Here is a 22,613-nt window from a genome sequence, read left to right on the forward strand (position 1 = left end):
TTTTTTAAGAATAACTTACACAACGTTAAAACACCTTGACTCGAATACGGCTGATCCATTGGTAGCTATCCTCTAATAGCTCCAGCCCAGCCCTTTGTTGAACTGAGCTTTGTCCTTTAGAGTACAGCAGCAAGCTCTCAATACTTGGAACAATTGCCTTGCCTAGCCAAAGTTCTTGAATAGAAAAACATCAATCTTCCCTAGCAATTCTCGCAGTTTCAAATAACCTGCACTATTGAAGCCAAGCAACTTTAAAACTAGCCTTTATGCATCGGACAAACTACCCCCACCTCGGCAAATGCCTCGATAACAGGTGTTTTATCCCAATGCTTATCAATGGCTGCTTGAATGACACCACATGCAGCAAAATCATAGTATGCAATAGGAGACCAATAATTCATATTGGCATCAACCATGACCTGAAAGGCTTTTTGTATAGACCAGCCTGGTTTATGTGCTAATAAATAAAATGCTTTATTAAATACTCCGCTCGTTATATGCACATCTAACGCATCCTTATATTCACTGGCGTGTCCTATAGACATTCCATCCTTGGCCGGATCATCCAAATAGCGAATAGGTTGTCCACTTTTCACAGCTTCACGTCCAATGGTCCAATCTTCACCATCCCAATACCATGGATAATCTTTACGAAGATAATCTAACAATGCCATTGCCGCCATATCAGAGAAAGATTCATTGATACCCCCAGATTGCCCTTCATACATCAATCCGGAATGCAAGGCAGTAAAATTGTGTGATAGTTCGTGCCCCAATACGCTCTGGGCAGGGGCTGTTAAAAATTCATCGCCATTACCAATTACAATTTGCTGATGTGCCAGAACTACCCCATCAAGACTGATGGTTGGTACTGCAAAAGCGTTATCCATATCACCGAGATGCGTGTAAGCTCGTATAGGCAAATCATCACCTATTGGACGATTAACACCATAAACTTTTTGGTACATGTCTAACGTTTGTTGGGCAAAATACATTGTATCGTTGACTGGAGAAAAAGCATAATTAACAGGACCGGTTCTGCCATCAGCGTAGTTTAAAAACAAATTGGTTTCATCGCATGGATAGGAAAAAGCACTTAAATTCAGTACAGATTCTGTAAATGTGGTAATTGGGAAGAACTCATATCCTATATTATTATTTTCCAAATTCATTACTTTTATGGATTCATTTTCAACACGACAGAAGCCATCTTTAACATGAACATCAAACCTCCCTAAAGAGGGGAGCCCAGGCAAGGCATTACCATGCTGAAACATTCCCTGACGATAAGGGAGAGGAAAAGCATTACCACCTAATCCCTGGCCAATTCTTTCATGACGCACCTCATCCCATTGCTTCAAAATCTCACCGCTATTGGCATCAATAAGATAATTAGGCGCATTGACAAATTTTTTTTCACTATTGGAATAGTAAGACAAATGATAGGCCAAATGAGCTTTATTTCCTTTATCTATATATATAACTTTTTTAATGTTTTTAAATTTAACCGGATCAGTTATCTTTCCAAGAATTTTTTGTTCTATATCATTCGGGCTCAATTTTCCATCAATAGAATGAATATCCTGTTCTATTCCTGTAATATTCATACCTGTTACAGTTTCTTTGGCACCATCTTTTGAATGGAAAATGACCTGATAACCCCAAACCGGAATCCCCTTGTAGGTTATTTGATAACGAGCATGCCTGGTCGAGCTGTCAGAATTATTTTGTAACTCCAGTTTATAATCACTTTGCTGCCCCTTTGCAGTTTGCAATAATCCTTGTTTCTTAAAAGGATGGGCTTGCATAAATTGCGGTAATGCTTTCGTTGATTCACCCCATACGATCGCTTGAGTTGCAGCGTTTACAGAGGAAACAACTATTGAAATGACAAATAATAAAACAATCCGTTTTTTCATAATATCATCCTGATTTTTTGTCAAAACTTCATCCTGCTACAAATTCGAGAAAAAAACAATCAGAAGACACAAATTACGATAAAATTTCATTTTTTTATATCTAGAATAACAATTTATACTCAACTTTTCATTTCAAACGATTTCTCTGATTCTGATAATATCCGATCAATTCAGACTGATAATTTAGCAAGACAATAAATTAATTTTCATTATAATAAGAAAACGAGCTGGGTCAGACATTGGTTTCACTATGAATTTCAATATTATTGGTGCTGGGCGTCTGGGTAAAAATTTAGGCATAGCAATGTCTGTTAATCAGATTGCCTCTTTAAATTCTATTTGTAACTCAAATTTAGCAAGCGCCAGGATAGCCTGTGACCAAATCGGATTTGGCAATGCAGTAGGTAAAATAGCTGACCTTTCCAAAGCAGATATTACATGGATAACCTGCAGAGACGACTCCATTTCGGACGTAGTATCGATATTGGACGATATTCAGATATTAAAAAAAGGTAGCCTGGTAATTCACTGCAGTGGAGCTCTTAATTCAAGCGTGCTTCTTCCTCTGAAAAAACAGGGCTGTTATATTGCAAGTGTGCATCCCTTGAAAGCATTCCGAGCTAATTCATTAGACTCCAATGCGTTTAAACAAGTCCATTGCGTAATAGAGGGGGATTATAAGGCGTGTCGTTGGCTTAGGTCTGCTTTTGAGAAACTGGAAGCCAGCATTATCACAATTCAACCTGAAATGAAGGCAATTTATCATGCTGCGGCAACGATTGCTTCTAATTATTTGGTGACCTTAGCTTCATATAGTGAAAAGTTACTTTTACAAGCGGGAATACAACAAGCGCAATCAAGAAAAATGATATGTGATCTCATGCGCAGTAATATTGTTAACTTGAATCAAGCAGATAGCATAATAAGTGCTTTAACAGGTCCTTTGGCAAGAGGAGATATGCAAACCATTTCCTTGCATCTTGAAGGAATAGATAATAGTGAAATCAAGAGCTTATATAAAAACATGGCGCTAGCCACCCTGCCTTTGTTAGATTTATCATTAGATAGAAAAGAAACCTTAAGAAAAACTCTTGAGAAAGAATAACGTTGCATTCAATTAACTCTAAGCTAACTCTGTGCGTTATTCTGTTTGATTTTAAGTTATCACTTAAAGGTGTTTCACGGGAAACATAAAGCCACTAACCGCCATGTTACTCTGATTGAATAACATGCAATTGAGTAACATTTTGTAAACCTCTCGGTAACCGGTTTCCTCTCCGACCCCTTTCACCTTTATAGTGAGTCAAGTCCTCACCTTTCAGAGTAAAATGCCGCTTACCCGCATGAACCGTCAGCGAATCATTCGTTGTTAAAACTTGCATATCAACTATATATTCTTCTCGTGAGACCGCTTTAGCAGCAGGAATACTGATCAATTTGTTCCCTTTTCCACGAGATAATTCGGGCAACTCCTCAAGAGAAAAAATCAGTAAACGCCCTACATTAGTCGCACAAGCCACAAATAATTGCTCTCTGTTTGGTATTAGCCTTGGCGGTAATATACGACTGTTTTCACTTAATTTGATACATGCCTTTCCATTACGATTTTTTACATATAAATCTTCAATTTTAGCGATAAAGCCGTATCCGGAATCGGTAGCTAGTAATACTTTTTGTTCAGGCTCTCCGCCAACAATTGCTTCAAATAATACTCCTTCAGCAGGATTTAATTTTCCAGTCAAAGGCTCACCTTGGCCACGTGCCGAGGGCAATGCATGTCCTGGAAGTGAATAAACCTTTCCCTCTCCATCAAAAAATAAAACTTGCTGATTAGTGCGAGCAAATGTTTGGGCTTTGAATTCATCCCCAGCTTTATAGCTGAGCTCTTTGCCATCCACATCATGACCCTTCGCAGCTCTAACCCATCCATTTTTAGACAATACAACCGTAATAGACTCATTAGGTAAAATATCCTCTTCCTTTAATGCCTGAGAGTCTTCCCTTGCAATAATGGGAGAACGGCGTGAATCACCAAATTCATCTCGATCTTTCATTATCTCTTCTTTTACCAATTCTTTTAAGAGAGAATGGCTGGCCAGTATTTTTTGTAAAGTATCACGTTCATCAGACAGGTCATCTAGTTCACCGCGCAATTTGATCTCTTCCAGTTTGGCTAAATGACGCAGTTTCATTTCCAATATTGCTTCGGCTTGTCGTTCGGTTAAGTTAAATCGTGAAATTAATCCTTGTTTTGGCTGCTCATGCTCTCTAATGATTGCTATGACTTCATCTATATTAAGATAGGCAATAAGCAATCCTTCAAGAATATGAATACGCTCCAATACCTTCTCTAATCTGAACTGAAGGCGCCTTTTTACCGTGGAAAGTCTAAAATCCAACCATTCAGTCAAAATAGTTAACAACCCCTTAACCCTTGGCTTACCATCAAGCCCAATCATATTAAAGTTAACTCGATAGCTACGTTCTAAATCCGTGGTAGCAAATAAATGAGACATTAAACTTTCTATATCTACTCGATTAGAGCGGGGGATAATAACCAAACGGGTTGGATGCTCGTGATCAGATTCATCACGTAAATCTTCAACCATCGGTAATTTTTTCTGTTGCATCTGCAGCGCGATTTGCTCCATTACCCTGGCTCCGGATACCTGATAAGGCAAAGCGGTTATAACGATGTTTTCTTTTTCTTGAATATAAATCGCTCGCATTTTAATTGAGCCATTACCGGACTCATACATAGTCCTGATTGTTTCACTTGGACTAATAATTTCTGCTTCTGTTGGGAAATCAGGACCTTTAATATATTCACAAATAGCCTTAATATCAGCTTCGGGGTTATCCAGCAGATGAATACACGCATTAGCTACTTCAGTTAAATTGTGTGGAAGAATATCTGAAGCCATACCTACAGCTATGCCAGTTGCACCATTCAATAAAATATTAGGCAAACGAGCTGGCAGTAGGGCTGGCTCTTGCAAAGTACCATCAAAATTATCTACCCAATCCACTGTCCCTTGTAGCAATTCCCCAAGTAACACATCGGCATAAAGAGATAATCTTGCTTCTGTATACCTCATTGCAGCGAATGATTTGGGATCGTCCGGGGAGCCCCAATTTCCCTGTCCATCCACAAAAGGATAACGATATGAAAAAGGCTGAGCCATTAAGACCATAGCTTCATAGCATGCGCTATCACCATGAGGATGGAATTTACCAAGAACATCCCCTACTGTTCGTGCTGATTTTTTATATTTTGCTGTAGCTTTCAGACCCAACTCAGACATAGCATAAACGATTCTACGCTGAACAGGCTTAAGTCCATCTGCGATGCTCGGTAATGCTCTGTCCAAAATGACATACATTGAGTAATCAAGATAAGCTTTTTCTGTAAACTCAGTAAGTGGTTTTCTTTCAGTCACTTCATTCATATTGGGTATTTTCTTCATGTATTAATTGCTATCCATCATCGTAGTGAATCATATAAGACAATGCAAAACAATTTTAACAGAATATTCATGCTGTTAGAATTATAATCATCGTTTATCTGTGTATAACTTTACATCCCATTTACTTCATCTTTATAGAAAAAAATTAACTTATTGATTTTTATAGATATTTATTAATTAATTTTCGTTATATATCTTTGTATCCTGTGGATAACTATGTGAATGATAATAGAATAAATAAGATAACTTGTTGTTAATTGCGAAGAATTTTTTATAAACCATGGGCTGATCTCTGCATTATGAATAAATTTTCAAATTTCAGTTGTAGTCACGTGATTTTTTTAATCACCAATTCTAGCTGATGTTGCTTTTCAACTATAACAGTGATGTACACACTGGATACCATGTGTAGGCCACTCTCAGATTACTGGAATTTTACAAAATAATAGAGGGATACAGGGGATCAGAGTTATCACACTATTTTCTTGATGAATTGCACAGAAGGTTACTGCAACAAAATTACATTTACTAACAGAGTAGAGCATGGGTTTCTTCTATCAGGAAGAAACCCATTTTGCGGAAGAGTATAAATTATTCATAGCAAAGCAGTTTCAACAGGCTTGTAACTCTTACTTCATCTTTTTCCTGGTCTTTTGAATCGCTCGTATTTGAGCAACAGCTCTGGCTAATTCTGCTGCAGCAACGGAGTAATCAATATCACCTCCTTTACTGGCTATAGCAGCTTCAGCTTTAGCTTTAGCTGCCAAAGCAGCAGCTTCATCCAGATGTTCAGCTCGCTCTGCCACGTCAGCAAGAATTGTTACACAATGAGGCTGAACTTCCAGCATTCCACCCTGCACGTAGTATATTTCCTGTGCACCACCTTGCAAAGTAATCCTAACCTCACCTGGCCTTAGTACGGTTAGTAATGGAGCATGGCCAGGAGTAATTCCAATTTCACCCAATTCTCCGGTTGCAACTACCATTTCCACCACACCAGAGAAAATTTCATGCTCTGCACTAACAATATCCAAGTGCGTTGTAATACTCATATTATCTTGCCTCATAGGGTTTTAGCTTTTGCAACAGCTTCCTCGATGCTTCCAACCATATAAAATGCTTGTTCAGGCAAATCATCATATTCACCAGCAAGAATGCCTTGGAAACCTTTGATAGTATCTTTCAGTGATACGTATTTACCAGGAGAACCGGTAAACACTTCTGCAACGAAAAATGGTTGAGATAAGAATCTTTGGATTTTACGAGCTCGAGTTACAACTCGTTTGTCTTCCTCAGACAGTTCGTCCATACCTAAAATTGCAATAATATCCTTTAATTCTTTATATCGTTGCAAAGTTTGCTGTACACGACGTGCGGTGTCGTAATGCTCTTGGCCTACAATCAAAGGATCCAGCTGACGTGATGTGGAATCAAGTGGATCAACCGCAGGATAAATACCTAATTCGGCAATTTGACGTGACAATACTACAGTGGCATCCAAATGAGCAAAAGTTGTAGCTGGCGATGGGTCAGTCAAGTCATCTGCAGGCACATAAACTGCTTGTATAGAAGTAATAGAACCTGTTTTTGTGGAGGTGATACGCTCCTGCAGCATACCCATTTCTTCCGCTAATGTCGGCTGATATCCTACTGCGGAAGGCATACGGCCTAGCAACGCAGATACTTCAACCCCGGCCAAGGTATAACGATAAATGTTATCGATAAACAAAAGAACATCTCGCCCTTCATCTCGGAATTTTTCAGCCATGGTCAAGCCAGTTAGAGCAACACGCAAACGGTTTCCTGGTGGCTCATTCATCTGGCCATAAACAAGTGATACTTTATCCAATACATTAGAGTCTTTCATCTCATGATAGAAGTCGTTTCCTTCACGGGTACGCTCACCAACCCCTGCAAACACTGAGTAACCACTATGCTCAATTGCAATGTTGCGAATTAATTCCATCATGTTAACGGTTTTACCTACACCGGCACCACCGAATAGACCTACTTTACCTCCTTTGGCAAAAGGACAAAGCAAATCAATTACTTTAATACCAGTTTCTAATAATTCCTGGCTGCCGGCTTGCTCTTCATAACTTGGTGCTTTACGATGAATAGCCCAAGTTTCCTCTGCATCGATAGGCCCAGCATCATCCACCGGACGTCCAAGAACATCCATAATGCGTCCTAATGTTTTCTTACCTACTGGCACTTGAATAGGATGGCCTGTGTTTTCGGCTTTTAACCCTCGCTTTAAACCATCGGTTGTTCCCATGGCAATAGTACGCACAACTCCATCTCCGAGTTGTTGCTGCACTTCAAAAACCAGATCGCTATCCACAAGCTTTAACGCATCATTGACTTTAGGCACGCTATCACGAGGAAATTCTACGTCAACTACCGCACCAATTACTTCTACCACAGTTCCTAAGCTCATTATATACCCTCTTTATAAAGCGGCTGCGCCACCGACAATTTCTGCCAACTCTTGAGTAATGGCTGCTTGTCGGGCTTTGTTATAAGCCAATTGAAATTCTTTAATCAAATCACCAGCATTATCCGTTGCACTTTTCATTGCAATCATCTTTGCAGCTTGTTCACAGGCAATGTTTTCTACAACAGCTTGATACACTTGTAATTCAATATATCGCTCTAAAATTTCATCTAATAATTCTTTAGCTTCGGGCTCGTAAATATAGTCCCAATGATGACCCAATGTTTTTTTATCTTCTTCTGATTTTGGTAACGGCAATAATTGTTTTACAAAAGGTTTTTGTGTCATTGTGTTAATGAATTCATTATAAACAATGTGCAAAGAATCAATGGTGCCATTGTAATAAGCATCAAGCATTATTTTTACAACACCAATAAAATCATTGATGCTCGGTGTATCACCGAGGTGATCTATGGAACCTAATATGTTACCACCGACACGTCTGAAAAAAGCCTGGCCTTTTCTGCCGATAACAGCAATATCTACTTCCTTGCCCTGCTCTTGCCAACTACGAATAGTCCGAATTGTTTCGCGAAATAGATTCGAGTTTAAACCACCACAAAGACCTCTGTCTGTGGTAACGACAATGATACCTATACGCTTAATTTCGCGCTCACTCATAAATGGGTGTCTGTACTCAGATGCAGCTCGAGCAATATGCTTTATGACTTCATAGATTTTATTCGCATAAGGTTTAGAAGCGCGCATCCTTTCTTGCGTTTTGCGCATTTTGCTTGCAGCCACCATTTCCATAGCTCGAGTAATTTTTCGAGTTTTATTAATACTCGAAATTTTTGAACGTATTTCTTTTGCTCCAGCCATCTTTCAATTCGCCTTAATTAGTTTTAGAGGCCATTACTTTGATACAATGGCCTTTGTGCCTCAAGGAGTTAACTCCTTGAGACTATACTTTACCAACTGCCTGTGTTCTTGAACTCTTCTACTGCCTTTTTCAGTTTTGCTTCGATTTCATTATCATAAGCACCAGCTTCATTAATAGCATGCAATAAAGCGGCATGAGTGCTGCGCATGTAATCGTGCAATGAAGCTTCGAACGAACTGATTTCATTTACAGGCACATCGTCCAAATATCCCTTTTCTACTACAAACAAGCTTACGCCCATTTCAGCCACTGTAAGCGGGGAGTATTGCTTTTGCTTCATCAGCTCAGTAATACGTTGGCCACGTTCCAGTTGTTTACGTGTTGCATCATCAAGATCGGAAGCAAATTGAGAGAATGCTTCTAACTCACGAAACTGTGCCAAAGCAAGACGAGTACCACCACCGAGCTTTTTCATAATTTTAGTTTGTGCAGCACCACCAACCCGTGAAACAGACAATCCAGAGTTAATTGCTGGTCTAACTCCCGAGTTAAATAAGTCAACATCGAGGAATATTTGACCATCGGTAATGGAGATTACGTTTGTTGGTACGAAGGCAGACACATCTCCCGCTTGTGTTTCGATAATCGGTAATGCCGTCAGTGAACCGGTTTTACCCTTTACTTCGCCATTAGTTAATTTTTCTACTTCATCAGCATTAATTCTTGCTGCTCTTTCCAATAGGCGAGAATGCAAGTAGAAGATATCACCAGGATATGCTTCGCGGCCTGGTGGTCGACGTAATAACAAGGAGATCTGTCTATATGCCCATGCTTGTTTAGTTAAATCATCATAAACAATCAATGCATCTTCGCCGCGCTCCATGAAGTATTCACCCATGGTACAGCCTGCGTAAGGCGCTATATATTGAAGTGCTGCTGAATCAGAGGCTCCTGCTACCACAACAATAGTATGTTCAAGAGCACCATGCTCTTCTAGTTTTCTAACAATAGATGCGACCGATGAAGCCTTTTGGCCAATTGCCACATAAACGCATTTAACACCAGTACCTTTTTGATTGATAATCGCATCAATAGCAATGGCAGTTTTTCCAGTTTGGCGGTCACCAATAATAAGCTCTCGTTGGCCTCTTCCGACAGGGATCATCGCATCGATTGCTTTTAATCCTGTTTGCACAGGCTGATCTACTGATTTACGCGTAATTACACCAGGAGCAACTTTTTCTATCGGAGACATACCGGATGAGTCTATCGGACCTTTTCCGTCAATAGGATTTCCTAACGCATCAACAACACGTCCCAAGAGACCTCTTCCAACTGGAACTTCCAGAATGCGGCCTGTGCATTTTCCTTTTTGCCCTTCAGCTAATGTGGATGAGTCGCCTAATATTACAGCACCAACAGAGTCTCTCTCAAGGTTAAGAGCCAAGCCATAGACTCCGCCTGGAAACTCTATCATTTCACCTGCCATAGCATCGGCAAGACCATGCAGTCGTACGATACCGTCTTTCAGACTAACGATAGTACCTTCATTTCGTGCTTCAGAAACCACACTAAATTGATCTATTTTCTTTCTGATTAATTCACTGATTTCAGAAGGATTTAACGCTACTTGTTCTGACATGGAAACTATCCTCTAAATTAAGCGGCCAAGCTGGTGCCAAGCATATTAAGCTTGCCCCGAACTGAACCATCGATAACTAAATCGCCTGCTCGAATTAGCGCTCCGCCAAGCAAGGAGGGATCAATACTTATTTTTAAAGAAACCTTACGTGATAATCTTTGACTTAAGGATTCGCTCAACCGTTGTTGCTGCGCTGGAGTCAATTCGGAATAACTGACCACATCAACTTCCAGTATTTTTTCTTGCTCTGCCCTATATACTTCATAAAGGGCTTTAATTTCTGGCAACAACATCAATCTTTTATTAGTTGTTAATAGCTTGATTAAATTATTCAATGCATCATTCTTCTTGAACTTTGAACCACATATCTCAATGAGAAGTTCAATTTGTTGTTCATCTGTTGATGCCGGATTAGCAATAAACTGAGAAGCTTGAGGAGTTAAAACAACTTGGGCCAACACGGCAAGGTATTCTGACCATTCACTCAGTTTATTTTCTGCTAAAGCATGTTCAAATATCGCTTTTGCGTAGGGTCTGGCTATAGTGGTACTATCAGACATTTTAAATCTCTTCAATAAGGTTATCTAACAGTTCGCTATTCGCTTTTGCATCCACTTCACGCATTAAAATTTTCTCTGCCCCAGTAATAGCCAGTTTTGCAACTTGTTTTCGCAGTTCTTCTTTGGCGTGATTTACTTGTTGAGCAATTTGTTCTTGCGCAAGTTTTGCTTGAATTTGAGCTTCGCGTTTTGCGGCCTCTTTCGCTGCTTCAATAATCTCTGATGCTCGTTTATTGGCTTTATCAATGATATCCGCAGAATGAGCCTTGGCTTGTTTTAATTCATCCTTTACACGGTGCTGAGCCAACTCCAGCTCTTTGCGCCCTCTTTCAGCAGCAGCCAATCCATCAGCAATTTTGTCTTGCCTTTCTTCGAGAGCTTTTGCTAACGGAGGCCAAACTAATTTCATAGTAAACAGTACAAACGCGGCAAAAACCAACATTTGAACTATTAATGTTAAATTAATATCCAAAGTATATTCTCCTGTAACAGTGAGGGCGCGAAGCGCCCTATTTATGTGTTATCAAGAACCCAGGCTGCTTAGGAAAGGGTTAGCAAAGGTAAAGAATAATGCAATACCTACCCCAATCATGGTTACCGCATCAAGCAAACCAGCTACAATAAACATTTTAACTTGTAACATAGGTACCATTTCGGGTTGACGAGCCGAGCCCTCAAGAAATTTACCGCCTAGCAATCCGAAACCTATGGCTGTGCCTAGTGCACCTAAACCTATCAACAAGGCAACCGCAATGACGGTCATACTTTGAACTTGTGCTATTAATTCAGCAGCTTGCATATTTTATCCCCTTTACAATGGATGATGATAATTAAATCGGTTAATGATCTTCATGGGCCAAACTTAAATAAACTATAGTCAGGACCATAAAAATAAATGCTTGCAAGGTTATCACTAATATATGGAAAATGGACCAGGCGAGCGCAAGAATAAATTGCGCCGTACCCAGTGTCATAGTACTAATTAATGATGACGTTGTTGCATTTAAGGTTAACAAGGCTATCAAAATAAATATTAATTCGCCAGCGTATAAGTTTCCAAAAAGTCGCAGTGCCAAGGAAATTGGTTTAGCTATCAGCCCTACCAACTCTAACAATAAATTAAATGGAATGAATAGTGGGTGATTGAAAGGCTGCAGGGTGAGCTCTTTAACAAAACCTTTAACGCCTTTTATTTTCAAACTGTAAAAAACTATCAGAAAAAATACGGAAAGTGACAATCCAAAAGTCAAATTCAAGTCATTAGTTGGTACAACTTTTAGGTAGTGTATACCGGCTAGCTGGGCAAGTACAGGAAGGATATCTACTGGTACGATATCCATAAAGTTCATGAGGAATACCCACATAAAGATAGTTAATGCCAATGGGCCTATTAAGTTATTTTTCCCATGAAAGCAATCTTTAACCTGATTATCAGCAAATTCGAGCATAAGTTCGGCAAAATTTTGTAACTTTCCAGGAACGCCAGTTGTTACCTTCCTTGCGGCCAGATACATAATTGCTAAAACAATTAGACCTAAGCCTATAGAAAAGAAGATTGTATCCAGGTTCAATGTCCAAAAACCACCACTTGAACCGAGTGTCATATCATTTACGTTATAGGTAAGGTACGTTAAATGATGTTTAATATAGTTTGTGCTAGATACCATTTCAGTCACTTTTTGGCCTATTCTGTTTATTGACAATAATCCATGGGGCAAACCAATGCGTCATAAGAACCAAAATGTATGATGCAAAAAACGCTGCCGGTGTGATCCTACATAATAAAAATACTAATGCAAACAGGAACATGGACAATATTATTTTTAACGCTTCACCTTTATAAAAACTATTAACTATTTGCCTCGCAGCTCTCGCACCTTGATGCTTAAACAGTTTAATAGCAAAATAAGCGTTTGGTATAATACAAACCAGTCCACCAAGCAATGCAGAACTGGCCGCATTGGCACCAAATAAAATTGCGCAAAGGGCAGCAAGGATTATAGTTACTCCTAACTGCGCCAGCCACAATCGCGTGATTCCACGCTTATTCAGCTGTTTGTTCACATATTCACCTAACTTTCACGGCGCGAATTATAAATTAAACAATTGTAATAATCAACGTTGATATTCAAATTACGAGCTATAATAGTAATGTAGGGTTTAGCATTATTCACATGTTAAGCGATTTACTAATTAACCTCGCCTAAGGATTAAAAAATGTCAGAGAAAATTCAGCATACAGCAGCCAGGCTGCAAGAAAAAATGAGCAATCGCTATAGCGATGGGCTTTCACACAAGCACAATAAAAATCACCTTTCATACAGACAACATTGCAGATCTCATCCTTGTAATCAAACGAACAATAAAGACGAAGAAAGTATTGTAAATGGCTCTACAGGGCTGTTACGCGAGTTTAATTTGAGAAAAATACGAAAACGACTGGATAAAGGTCGATTCCATTGATACAGTATACTTATCCTCCCAGGTTAGCCACTTCCTGGATTGGACGTGCAGCTATTGGCCTGATTCTAATCAGGCCATATTCGTACTGAGTTGATAGGTATAATAACGCATAAGTTTTATTACTTTCTGAACACCATCTGTGTACCTTGCAATTTTAATCACTTTTTCAGCTTGATCTGTCTGAACATCACCCATCAAATAAACAATACGATCAGAAGTAACCACCTTAAAAGCGTTGGGATCGATTGAAGAATCCGCAAAAATTTGGCTGCGGATTTTCGTGGTAATCCAACTGTCTTGAATAGAGTTGGATGGAATTCTATTGATAATTACTCGATTAAATAACCGCCTGTATCCTTTAACTTTATTAAGACGTTGTTGTAATTCATCGTATAATTCTTGGGACGGAACATGTCCTGCTATTAAAATATCTCTATTGAACACAGCAATATCTAATACTGTCTCTGAATTTTTAAATGTTCGATTGACAGCTAAAACATCATTAAGGGCTATTATTAAATTATAATCGTCTAGTTTTTTATACACATTGTGCCTGTCATAGGCCAGGGTTGCTCCAGTCCATAGAGCTCCGAGACAACCTGATAAGCAGCTTGCTAAGGAAAAGACTATTAGTATAAAACATCCCTGTTTAAACATGCTAACGTATATATTGGAATATTTTCACGACTTTTCTCACTCCAGCAACGCGTCTGGCCACATCAACAGCTAGCAATGCTTGCTCATCAGAAACAATTCCCATCAAATAGACCACTCCATTTTCAGTAACTATCCTTATAGAACCCGATTCAAGTCCTTTTTTAGTCAACATGTTACTTCTAACTTGACTGGTAATCCAACTGTCTTTCGTCCGTTGAGTCAAAGGAATGGGATTATCAACTGTTATTTCATCATAAACCCTTTTTACTCCAGGGGCATTTTGAGCGATCCGCTCGGCTAGAACGCGTAATGATGCAGCGGGGGTTTGTCCAACCAGTAATACCACCCGGTTAAAACTGGTAACAAGAATTCTAGAGTGCCTAAATCGAGGATCCTTGATGATGGCTTTATGAATCACATGAAATAATCGAGCATCTGCCTCCATGGTAGTCACGCTTCTTCTATCATAAACCATACCCGCTGCTGCACCTGCAACAACCACAGCAACACAACCGGTTAGTAAAGCGCCAATCATCATCACAACGATAGATTTAAATTTTAGATTCATTTTCATTTTTTATCCTAACACTTGCCCAAACAAAGATTGCTCGATTAAATCACAAAAACAATGCAATATGAACAAGTGCAGCTCTCTTATCAATGCAGTACTGTCTGATGCTACTCTTATTTCTATATCTTCTGGCCCCATATGATTCGCCAAAACGCCTCCATCCCGGCCACTGAGTGCAATCGTATCCATGCCGCGTTCACTTGCTGCATGAAGAGCTTGCAACATGCTATCAGAATTGCCTGACGTAGTTAGTAAAAGCAATACATCCTGCTCCTGTCCTAAGGCTTGAATTTGCCTTGCAAACACTTGACCAAAATGATGTTCATCGGCAAATGAACTCAAACAAGACGCATCAGCACTTAAATTAATAACCGGTAAAGAGGGTCTTTCCACTTCAAAATGATTTAGCATCGAACTGGAAAAATGCATGCAATTGGCACTAGAACCTCCACTGGCGCAAATGAATATTTTGCCATCATTCAATAAACAATTAACCAGCAACTTCCCTGCCTTAGCTATTGAATCCGACAACATATCAGCTGCTGATATTTTTGCTTCTATTGTGACACCAAATAGATGTCTTACTCTTTCTTCTAACTGAATCATTTAAAAACCTTCTATTCATTATGTTCCTAGCATCCTGCATCAAATGCGTTCTTCAACCAGGTAATCTTGTTTGATGTTCCATCTATGCTAATCACATCAAAACGTATGGGAAACTTATCTTGTATTCGATACTTAATCATATAATGAGATGTTGTTTTTATTATTTTTTGTTTCTTTTCGTAAGTAATGCTGGCAATCCCTCCACCAAAACTTCTATTTGAGCGTGAACGAACCTCTATAAAAACCAGATAATGCCCTTCACGCATAATCAAATCAATTTCTCCCAAACGACAACGATAGTTTTGGATTACTAATTCAAGACCATTTTCCTTTAGGTAATTTAAAGCCAATTGCTCAGCAAGCTTTCCTTTTTCTCGGGTCATTGTTTATCTTGGCTCACGTTAAAATTAAACGGTATCTCCCAGTGAATGGGCCAAACCCTGTTTAAATTGCCCCCATTCAAGTACCCTGGCTACTTGTTGAGTCGGTTTTAAATATAAAATACCTGTCGAATCGTTAGAGCCATCAGCTGGAAATAATATCAGTTGGTTTAATTGAGTAGCCAAGGTATAACTGTCCATACCTAAAGCATAAAGCCTGTTATAGCTATTGAATTGTTCAGGCCAGTTTTTCGCTCCCATCTGATGGGAGAATACCCAAGGCATATCACAGAAAATGATCCCATCCAAATCCTTATCCTTCAAAGCATTGGCACTCCCTCCATAAACACTTGAGGTGGCGTACACTGGAACATCTCCAGCATAATAATATTTTAATAAGGGCATAATTTGGCGTGCCTTTGAAGGATATGCTAATAAAAATATCATATCAAAATCCTGTCTTCGGCTAGTAGTCGATTGGACATTGTACCCTAATACCTGTTTTAATTTTTTCTCACGCTCCTGGCTTTTAGTGATTTGTAAAAAATCTTTCATGCTCTTATTCAAATCTTGCTTGGCTGCGTATCGAAGAGAATCAACAACCATTCCCCCATCTTTTTTCCACTGATTAGTAAAAGCCTTCGTTACTTCTTCACCCCAGGCATTATTGGGAGCAATAATTAGCGCTTTTTTGTAACCTTTGCTTCTTGCTTTTATTGCAACCTGGATCGCTTCATTAACCGGGGATAAGCCTAAGGAATAGGAATTGTTCTGAGTACTGGTATCCGTATCGTTCAGCAATAGGGTAGGAACCGGATGCTCTATTGATGCGATGGTAGCGACTTGAGCTTTCGTTAAAGGACCAACAACATATTCGGCACCATCAGAAATAGCTTGGCGATATGTGTTCGTTATATCACCCTTGCTTGTATCATAAACTTTAATTTTTGTTGACTCATCTCCCCTGTTGGCCTTATAGGCTTCCATAAAGCCTTCCCGTATAGCATTACCCGGTCCGGATAATGGACCGCTTAAAGGCAATAATAAAGCGACCTGTTTAGGTGGGGTTAATAATTTACTTGATATGCTGTCTAAGGGATTAGGCAAAATCTGATTTGCTGGATGATTACTAAAATGCATTTGCCATTGATCCAACGCAGCCAATAATGACTTTGAGTTATTTCTATACTTACGGGAAATAGCGGCCAGCTGTAACCAACCTTGCATTTCTGATTTGTCCACAGCCTCGAGAGACATCGTATTCAGCTCCGCTTGAGGTAAACTGGTTAAAGTCAACCACAGAGCTCGTCGATTATTGACCTGACTTTCTTCATCAGGGAGCAATGATTCCAATTTAATACGCTCACTAACTGATTCAGAGTAACTACCAATAGACCGAAATGACTTCGCCAATTGTTCGTGAAATTGGATTTGATTGTATAATGAGAGCCTTTCAGGCTCTTTAATTCTAGCTAACTTGGCTAAGGCATCTCTGGGCTTATCACGCATAAAGTCGACTTTTGCCAGTAAAAGATTCTTTTCATTAGCCTGCTCAGTCGTTAATTCCCCAGTTTGTGCTAAAATAGCCGTTCCTTGCTTCCACTGCCCATCAGTAATTAAACGGCCAGCTGCTGAAATCAATGCGCTTTGCTTTTCATGGCCTTCTTGACTCTTGGCCATAGCCAGGTATGCTGCAATAGGCAATGAATATGGGGTTTTTAATTTTTTGTTAACTGTAATTACAGGCTCAGTTGAGTTAACTGTTTTTGTGCATTGGCAAAGCAAAAAAAGAGATACCAACACTAAGAACATGCGAAGTTTTAATTGTTTTATTAACATGTTAATTTGCCAAATTTGCTTTTCGCAAGAGGATAAACTATGACAAACACTCTAGCAACAGATTTAGGAACCCTCTACGTAGTTGCTACTCCAATAGGAAACCGTGAAGATATTTCTTTCAGGGCTCTCAATACATTGAAAAACGTTGATTTAGTCCTTGCTGAAGATACACGCCATTCCAAACAATTATTGACTTCGCTAGGAATAAACAATAATTTAACTTCGTTGCATGCTTATAATGAAGCGAACAAAAGTAAGGAGATAATTGATCAACTGCTCCATGGAAAATCAATCGCACTAATCAGTGACGCAGGAACGCCCTTGATTAGCGATCCTGGATTTCCTTTGGTGAAACAGGCCCATGAACACCATATCCCTGTTGTACCTATTCCTGGCGCATGTGCTTTAATTGCCGCGTTAAGTGCTGCAGGGGTACCCTGCGATTCTTTTGCCTTTTTAGGTTTTCTTCCGGCCAAACAAAGTGCCAGAAAACATGCGCTGGAATCATCGCAGTCAGTGCCTTATACCTTAGTATTCTATGAATCAACTCATAGAATCATAGACAGCCTTGACGATATTGCAGAGATCTATGGCCAAGATTATGAACTTGTTTTAGCAAAAGAAATAACCAAAACCTTTGAACGATTTGTATCTGGAAAAATAAAAGAAATTAAAGACTGGCTACTCAGTGAACCCGGCAATACCAAAGGTGAGTTTGTTTTGATTTTTCCACCTCGCTCAACAAATAAAGACCTCCATTCGCATGAAGAATTGCTCAAGATATTGCTGGAAGAGTTGCCTTTAAAGCAGGCTGTAGCTATAGCATGCAAATTGACTAATGCCAATAAAAATCAGCTCTATGAAGAAGCATTGAAATTAAAAGAGAGCTAAAAAACAATATTGAGCATTCATTCCTATAACATTGTCCCTAAATGACCTTTTTTTGTCCTCCAAGACCAAGCAAGGACATCGTCTTTTAAACTATATTGTTTCTATATTAGGCTATTTTTGGAATTATAAAATGGATGATTTAAAGAAATACAGCTTTTTACTGGTCTATTTACTTGTCCCATTACCCTTTGTTTCTTTATATTTAGGAGGCTGGTACAGTTTTCTACCCTTTTTAATCGTTTTTGCTTTTATTCCATTAATCGATGCCTTTCTTCATGATTCGGTAAATCCAACAAAGGAGCAGGAACAAGAACTCCTTAAAGATAAATTCTTTAAATACATTACTTGTGCTTATGTGCCTGTACAAGTAGCCATCATTGCTTGTGGAATCTATATAGTGAGTACTCAAGATTTGGTTTGGAATGAATGGTTAGGATTTACCATGTCACTAGGACTTATCTCAGGTGGTGTAGGCATCAATTTTGCTCATGAAATGATGCATAAAAACAGTAAATTGCAACAACTAATGAGTAAAGTTTTATTAGTAACAGTTTGCTATGGCCATTTTTTTATTGAGCATGTCAAAGGCCATCATGTTAAAGTAGCAACGCCTGATGATCCTGCCACAGCTCGATTAGGTGAAAATTTATATCAATTTTTACCAAAAACGTTATTAGGTTCGTTTCAATCCGCCTTACTTTTAGAAGAAAAGCGTTTATCACATAAAAACTATCCCCTTTGGAGTTTACATAATAATTTTTGGTGGATACTTACTTTTCCATTAATCATTGGTGTAACCTGTTTCATTTTTGGCGGATTAATTGCTTTATCATTTTTCTTATTACAATCATTCATTGCCATCCTGACATTAGAAATTGTTAACTATATTGAACACTATGGGCTAGAAAGGAAAATGCTGAGTAATGGCCAATATGAAAAGGTAAATCCAAATCATTCCTGGAACGCTAATCATTGGCTTAGCAATCAACTACTAATTCACTTACAACGGCATTCGGATCATCATGCCCATGGCGCACGCCCTTATCAAATTTTACGCCATATGGAGAAAAGCCCTCAACTTCCTTCAGGGTATCTCGGAATGATCATCATTGCTTTAATTCCACCACTCTGGCATTACATCATGGACAAAAGAGTCATTGCCTATCGAATCCAGTTAAAAGAATTGGAACAAATTTAAAAGCAACATAAAGATTGCTCCTTTTTATGTTTTTGCAAAAAAGAATATTTTCATAATTTTTATTGCAAAATGGCTGTGGTATCAAAAATTTTTATCCGTTTATTTAGTACCGAGAGACGGTTTGCTAAAATTTTGGCCATACATACATGAAATTGAGCCAAGAGCAACGGTTTATTTTTAGAGAGATCTTGGATTGATTTCAAATCAATTTCATAAACAATGGTTTTTTCGTGGGTTATTAATGTTGCGGTACGTTTCTTATGAGTGTACATGGCAATTTCACCTAATACATTTCCTGAACCCACAACAAGTACGCGTTTATCACCAACAAATGCTGAAACCTTTCCCCGATGGATAAAGTAAACACTGGTAGACTCCTCTCCTTCATGACAAATGATATCATCAGGGTTATAAGGTTTTATAGAAGCCTTTTCACTAATCCATGCGACCAGTTCAGAGGAAAAACCCAAATAAAGTAACTGTTTCTCAAGTGTTACTTCTTCAATATTTATATTTTCTGTATATTTTTCTATAACTTGATCTTCACACCACTCTAAAGCTGATTCTTGATCAGTAAAGACTTTAAGCCAATTGGTTTTCGATTGTAATAAATTGGTTTTCATTAACTCATGATAAACAATGGGCTTTAATGAACAAATTGCAAAGGAAATATTATTCTTTTCCGCATGGAGCTTTAAGTTTTTCATTAAAATAATGCGGGATGAGTCGATATTGTAGACAAGCTCAAAGTCTAAAATGATATATCGAGCTTTCTGTATACTTTTTATTAGCTGAAGTAGCCTGTAAATAGAGCCAAAAAAAAGAAATCCTTGCAACTTCAAAAACTGAATTTCATCTCCCTGTGTCGATAAAATAGATTGAGATATAGGATTTCTCTCAAAAGAAGAATTATAATCTGCTCCGGAAAACAAATACTTAACCGGATTTATTTTGCTGTAACGAAAAGCGAAGATAAAAATTGAAATAACCGTTCCTATAGCAACCGCCGTAATCATATTAAAGACAATAGCAATAACCAATATCAGCAAAACGATTAAATATTCACTTAAATTTAATAAACGCCAGGTATTGATCAACCATTCAGATAGAAAACAGAAAGCGATATAAAACAAATAACACCCGATAGCCATTTTCGGAAAACATTCAACGACCACGGCGCCAAAGCACAAAATAAGCAACATGGGAACAAAAGCCATCACCCCGATAATACGAGCACCGCCATACTCTTTTGCAACAGTAGATGCTGACAAAGACAAATAACCAATCATCCCTCCAACCAATCCACTTAATACATTGCCCATACCCGCTGTACGAAGTTCCTTGTTCAAATCCAATTGCTTATTAACTATCAATTCATAACTACTCGCATTTAATAACAAGGCAATAAAACTTACCAGTATAACCAACCCTGCATAATTCAATAAGGTCATTGAGAATGGATAATGAATCATTTGCCATATTTCAGGTTTTAGAAGCGAATCAATATGGCTTTGATTGAAAGGTCCCAAAACATATCCTTCTGTTGGGTCTACCAAATATTCCAAATTAAAAATATAAAAAAGGGTATAGAATAAAATAACAAGAAAAATAAACATCAATTGCAGCGCGTATCGATAACCTAGCTTTTCTTTGAAAATATAAACGACTATTCCCGCAATAAAACCTGGCGCCCACAATAATATTTCTTCTTTATGAAAAAAAATGAGCCAATTTTGATGTAGTGCTTTACCAGTTAATAATGCAAATGTTCCTGATAAAACCAACCAGCCTGTCGCAGCCATAAATCCACAAATTACAGGATAGGGCAGATAACGGATAATATTCCCAAACTTGAATTTTCCAACGAAATAAAATGACAACCCAGTTAAACAGGTTGTGACCCCAAGAAGAAACAGAATCGTAATAAAGATGGTTTCGTTTGTAGAGCCTGATGGCATCGATTTAATGATCACTAATGCCATGGCTGAATACAAAATTGCTGCTTCATCTTGCAACTGAGCGATGGCATAAGGAGGGGAAGACATAAACAAATAATTTGCGCTTATAATAATTACTGAAATAGCCAATATATTAATGACCAGCGGAATATAAATTTCTAATGCACCTTGGTAAATAAGTGAGGAAAACGCAACGATACTAATCATATTGTCAATACTTATGACCAATCCTGCCAAAATAGCCAAAATCAATTGACTTCGAGTCATCCTATCTCTCACTAATTCATTTCAAGACTAAAGGATTATTTTACTAAACAATACAAAAATCCAGTTTTTCACATTTCTAATGGAATTAAAATAGCGGCCTCTATTGATTAATGATTCCGCATAATTTTCTCCTACCATAGTGTTGCTTCATTGGCTATTGTTCATGAAATTAGGGATATAATAATTATTCAAATAACCAGATAAGCCAGGCATACTCTTGTTTGCAATAAATTTGGGCTAATCTGATTAACTAACCTGAACAATAGCTACACAAAATTTTCTCTCTATTTAATAATTCCTTAATAAAAATAAATTAAAATTTACCAGTCAATTAATTATTCACTTAAGAAGCGCATCGTGTCTGATGTAAGTGAATGGAGGACTGGTAAACTTAGTCAATCTTAAATCAAAATAGCTGGATATTATTGAGATAAGTATTTTAAGTTAATCAGGCTTCTTTCCATCAAAATAACACGCAATAACATATTGCCAAAACAACTATAATTAAAGTCCATTCTTAAGTATTTCTCAATCATTTAGTTCAAATTAATGTCCTGCTAATCATCTTTTTTTACAAATGAATTAAATTATCTTGAGGTATTGAAATGACTCTAGAATGTTATTCTATTGATGGTGATGAGTGTGTTTTAAGAAAAGAATACGATGACGCTCCTGACTCTGAAAAATTTTCAGGTAAAGCAGTCATTTATACAAATTTACCATTAATAAAAAAAATCCAGCATGAAATTGCAAAAAATAAATTGCACCCAATCATCGTTTTTAACGGCTCCAGTCGACAATCCATGTTTATGGAACAACTTAACGCTCTTCGAGAAAAAAAAACTATTTAGAGGATCTTTTTGTTTAGCATTACA

The 22,613-nt window shown here is 38.2% G+C and carries 22 protein-coding genes; 5 read left to right on the forward strand and 17 right to left on the reverse strand.

Annotated elements, in window-relative coordinates; translation table 11 throughout:
* Positions 1 to 257: 257 nt before the first annotated feature.
* Positions 258 to 1,919: a M4 family metallopeptidase gene (locus OQJ02_RS14935; RefSeq protein ID WP_265719751.1), complete on the reverse strand. Its 1,662-nt coding sequence runs from the start codon at positions 1,917 to 1,919 to the stop codon at positions 258 to 260.
* Between the two features lie 250 nt (positions 1,920 to 2,169).
* Here OQJ02_RS14935 and OQJ02_RS14940 point away from each other — a divergent pair, with 250 nt between their 5' ends.
* On the forward strand, positions 2,170 to 3,024 hold the full coding sequence (locus OQJ02_RS14940; RefSeq protein ID WP_265719752.1) for a Rossmann-like and DUF2520 domain-containing protein: 855 nt from the start codon (positions 2,170 to 2,172) through the stop codon (positions 3,022 to 3,024).
* A 106-nt stretch (positions 3,025 to 3,130) separates the two neighbouring features.
* Here the strand turns inward: OQJ02_RS14940 and parC are convergent, their stop codons facing one another.
* The 10 genes from parC to OQJ02_RS14990 all read right to left on the reverse strand — a co-directional run bounded on the left by parC (position 3,131) and on the right by OQJ02_RS14990 (position 12,972).
* A complete protein-coding gene (gene parC / locus OQJ02_RS14945; RefSeq protein ID WP_265719753.1) occupies positions 3,131 to 5,386 on the reverse strand; it encodes a DNA topoisomerase IV subunit A in 2,256 nt (751 codons plus the stop codon).
* A gap of 629 nt (positions 5,387 to 6,015) precedes the next feature.
* Complete coding sequence (locus OQJ02_RS14950; protein ID WP_265719754.1) at positions 6,016 to 6,438, reverse strand: F0F1 ATP synthase subunit epsilon; 423 nt, start codon at positions 6,436 to 6,438, stop codon at positions 6,016 to 6,018.
* Positions 6,439 to 6,449: 11 nt separating this feature from the next.
* Positions 6,450 to 7,826, reverse strand: a complete 1,377-nt coding sequence (gene atpD / locus OQJ02_RS14955; RefSeq protein WP_010948666.1) for a F0F1 ATP synthase subunit beta — start codon at positions 7,824 to 7,826, stop codon at positions 6,450 to 6,452.
* 12 nt (positions 7,827 to 7,838) lie between these two features.
* Positions 7,839 to 8,705, reverse strand: coding sequence for a F0F1 ATP synthase subunit gamma (gene atpG / locus OQJ02_RS14960; protein WP_265719755.1), 867 nt, complete (start codon positions 8,703 to 8,705; stop codon positions 7,839 to 7,841).
* 89 nt (positions 8,706 to 8,794) lie between these two features.
* Positions 8,795 to 10,348, reverse strand: a complete 1,554-nt coding sequence (gene atpA / locus OQJ02_RS14965; RefSeq protein ID WP_265719756.1) for a F0F1 ATP synthase subunit alpha — start codon at positions 10,346 to 10,348, stop codon at positions 8,795 to 8,797.
* 17 nt (positions 10,349 to 10,365) lie between these two features.
* Positions 10,366 to 10,908 carry a F0F1 ATP synthase subunit delta gene (locus OQJ02_RS14970; protein WP_265719757.1) on the reverse strand — a complete coding sequence of 181 codons (543 nt, stop codon included), beginning with the start codon at positions 10,906 to 10,908 and terminating at the stop codon, positions 10,366 to 10,368.
* Position 10,909: 1 nt separating this feature from the next.
* A complete protein-coding gene (locus OQJ02_RS14975; RefSeq protein ID WP_010948670.1) occupies positions 10,910 to 11,380 on the reverse strand; it encodes a F0F1 ATP synthase subunit B in 471 nt (156 codons plus the stop codon).
* Positions 11,381 to 11,431: 51 nt separating this feature from the next.
* Complete coding sequence (atpE, locus tag OQJ02_RS14980) at positions 11,432 to 11,707, reverse strand: F0F1 ATP synthase subunit C (protein WP_010948671.1); 276 nt, start codon at positions 11,705 to 11,707, stop codon at positions 11,432 to 11,434.
* Between the two features lie 40 nt (positions 11,708 to 11,747).
* A complete protein-coding gene (atpB, locus tag OQJ02_RS14985) occupies positions 11,748 to 12,575 on the reverse strand; it encodes a F0F1 ATP synthase subunit A (protein ID WP_265719848.1) in 828 nt (275 codons plus the stop codon).
* A 1-nt stretch (position 12,576) separates the two neighbouring features.
* Positions 12,577 to 12,972, reverse strand: coding sequence for a F0F1 ATP synthase subunit I (locus OQJ02_RS14990; RefSeq protein WP_265719758.1), 396 nt, complete (start codon positions 12,970 to 12,972; stop codon positions 12,577 to 12,579).
* 153 nt (positions 12,973 to 13,125) lie between these two features.
* Here OQJ02_RS14990 and OQJ02_RS14995 point away from each other — a divergent pair, with 153 nt between their 5' ends.
* Positions 13,126 to 13,371, forward strand: coding sequence for a hypothetical protein (locus OQJ02_RS14995; RefSeq protein ID WP_265719759.1), 246 nt, complete (start codon positions 13,126 to 13,128; stop codon positions 13,369 to 13,371).
* 69 nt (positions 13,372 to 13,440) lie between these two features.
* On the opposite strand, the gene OQJ02_RS15000 is transcribed toward OQJ02_RS14995, so the two are convergent.
* From OQJ02_RS15000 to OQJ02_RS15020, 5 genes are read right to left on the reverse strand one after another with little or no spacing between them, the layout of a single operon-like run.
* A complete protein-coding gene (locus OQJ02_RS15000) occupies positions 13,441 to 14,028 on the reverse strand; it encodes a BON domain-containing protein (RefSeq protein WP_265719760.1) in 588 nt (195 codons plus the stop codon).
* 1 nt (position 14,029) lies between these two features.
* On the reverse strand, positions 14,030 to 14,602 hold the full coding sequence (locus OQJ02_RS15005) for a BON domain-containing protein (protein WP_027223098.1): 573 nt from the start codon (positions 14,600 to 14,602) through the stop codon (positions 14,030 to 14,032).
* 3 nt (positions 14,603 to 14,605) lie between these two features.
* Complete coding sequence (locus tag OQJ02_RS15010) at positions 14,606 to 15,202, reverse strand: SIS domain-containing protein (protein WP_265719849.1); 597 nt, start codon at positions 15,200 to 15,202, stop codon at positions 14,606 to 14,608.
* 29 nt (positions 15,203 to 15,231) lie between these two features.
* Positions 15,232 to 15,588: a YraN family protein gene (locus tag OQJ02_RS15015; RefSeq protein WP_265719761.1), complete on the reverse strand. Its 357-nt coding sequence runs from the start codon at positions 15,586 to 15,588 to the stop codon at positions 15,232 to 15,234.
* Positions 15,589 to 15,612: 24 nt separating this feature from the next.
* Entirely contained in the window at positions 15,613 to 17,424 is a 1,812-nt protein-coding gene (locus OQJ02_RS15020; protein ID WP_265719762.1) for a penicillin-binding protein activator, read from the reverse strand.
* A 39-nt stretch (positions 17,425 to 17,463) separates the two neighbouring features.
* Here OQJ02_RS15020 and rsmI point away from each other — a divergent pair, with 39 nt between their 5' ends.
* Both rsmI and OQJ02_RS15030 read left to right on the forward strand, forming a co-directional pair.
* Positions 17,464 to 18,315 carry a 16S rRNA (cytidine(1402)-2'-O)-methyltransferase gene (gene rsmI / locus OQJ02_RS15025; RefSeq protein WP_265719763.1) on the forward strand — a complete coding sequence of 284 codons (852 nt, stop codon included), beginning with the start codon at positions 17,464 to 17,466 and terminating at the stop codon, positions 18,313 to 18,315.
* A 130-nt stretch (positions 18,316 to 18,445) separates the two neighbouring features.
* Entirely contained in the window at positions 18,446 to 19,513 is a 1,068-nt protein-coding gene (locus OQJ02_RS15030) for an alkane 1-monooxygenase (protein ID WP_265719764.1), read from the forward strand.
* 59 nt (positions 19,514 to 19,572) lie between these two features.
* Here the strand turns inward: OQJ02_RS15030 and OQJ02_RS15035 are convergent, their stop codons facing one another.
* A complete protein-coding gene (locus tag OQJ02_RS15035; RefSeq protein WP_265719765.1) occupies positions 19,573 to 21,738 on the reverse strand; it encodes a SulP family inorganic anion transporter in 2,166 nt (721 codons plus the stop codon).
* A gap of 605 nt (positions 21,739 to 22,343) precedes the next feature.
* Between OQJ02_RS15035 and OQJ02_RS15040 the strand changes: the two genes are divergently transcribed.
* Positions 22,344 to 22,589 (forward strand): hypothetical protein, encoded by a 246-nt coding sequence (locus OQJ02_RS15040; protein WP_265719766.1) that lies wholly within the window; start codon positions 22,344 to 22,346, stop codon positions 22,587 to 22,589.
* Positions 22,590 to 22,613 lie beyond the last annotated feature (24 nt).

Source organism: Legionella sp. PATHC032, from assembly GCF_026191185.1.
Taxonomy (GTDB): Bacteria; Pseudomonadota; Gammaproteobacteria; order Legionellales; family Legionellaceae; genus Legionella.

Excerpts from the sequence above, each read along its gene's own strand:
- OQJ02_RS14935 (WP_265719751.1), bottom strand. The coding sequence starts at position 1,919 with ATGAAAAAACGGATTGTTTTATTATTTGTCATTTCAATAGTTGTTTCC.
- OQJ02_RS14940 (WP_265719752.1), top strand. The coding sequence starts at position 2,170 with ATGAATTTCAATATTATTGGTGCTGGGCGTCTGGGTAAAAATTTAGGC.
- parC (WP_265719753.1), bottom strand. The coding sequence starts at position 5,386 with ATGAAGAAAATACCCAATATGAATGAAGTGACTGAAAGAAAACCACTT.
- OQJ02_RS14950 (WP_265719754.1), bottom strand. The coding sequence starts at position 6,438 with ATGAGTATTACAACGCACTTGGATATTGTTAGTGCAGAGCATGAAATT.
- atpD (WP_010948666.1), bottom strand. The coding sequence starts at position 7,826 with ATGAGCTTAGGAACTGTGGTAGAAGTAATTGGTGCGGTAGTTGACGTA.
- atpG (WP_265719755.1), bottom strand. The coding sequence starts at position 8,705 with ATGGCTGGAGCAAAAGAAATACGTTCAAAAATTTCGAGTATTAATAAA.
- atpA (WP_265719756.1), bottom strand. The coding sequence starts at position 10,348 with ATGTCAGAACAAGTAGCGTTAAATCCTTCTGAAATCAGTGAATTAATC.
- OQJ02_RS14970 (WP_265719757.1), bottom strand. The coding sequence starts at position 10,908 with ATGTCTGATAGTACCACTATAGCCAGACCCTACGCAAAAGCGATATTT.
- atpE (WP_010948671.1), bottom strand. The coding sequence starts at position 11,707 with ATGCAAGCTGCTGAATTAATAGCACAAGTTCAAAGTATGACCGTCATT.
- atpB (WP_265719848.1), bottom strand. The coding sequence starts at position 12,575 with ATGGTATCTAGCACAAACTATATTAAACATCATTTAACGTACCTTACC.
- OQJ02_RS14995 (WP_265719759.1), top strand. The coding sequence starts at position 13,126 with ATGTCAGAGAAAATTCAGCATACAGCAGCCAGGCTGCAAGAAAAAATG.
- OQJ02_RS15000 (WP_265719760.1), bottom strand. The coding sequence starts at position 14,028 with ATGTTTAAACAGGGATGTTTTATACTAATAGTCTTTTCCTTAGCAAGC.
- OQJ02_RS15005 (WP_027223098.1), bottom strand. The coding sequence starts at position 14,602 with ATGAAAATGAATCTAAAATTTAAATCTATCGTTGTGATGATGATTGGC.
- OQJ02_RS15015 (WP_265719761.1), bottom strand. The coding sequence starts at position 15,588 with ATGACCCGAGAAAAAGGAAAGCTTGCTGAGCAATTGGCTTTAAATTAC.
- OQJ02_RS15020 (WP_265719762.1), bottom strand. The coding sequence starts at position 17,424 with ATGTTAATAAAACAATTAAAACTTCGCATGTTCTTAGTGTTGGTATCT.
- rsmI (WP_265719763.1), top strand. The coding sequence starts at position 17,464 with ATGACAAACACTCTAGCAACAGATTTAGGAACCCTCTACGTAGTTGCT.
- OQJ02_RS15030 (WP_265719764.1), top strand. The coding sequence starts at position 18,446 with ATGGATGATTTAAAGAAATACAGCTTTTTACTGGTCTATTTACTTGTC.
- OQJ02_RS15035 (WP_265719765.1), bottom strand. The coding sequence starts at position 21,738 with ATGACTCGAAGTCAATTGATTTTGGCTATTTTGGCAGGATTGGTCATA.
- OQJ02_RS15040 (WP_265719766.1), top strand. The coding sequence starts at position 22,344 with ATGACTCTAGAATGTTATTCTATTGATGGTGATGAGTGTGTTTTAAGA.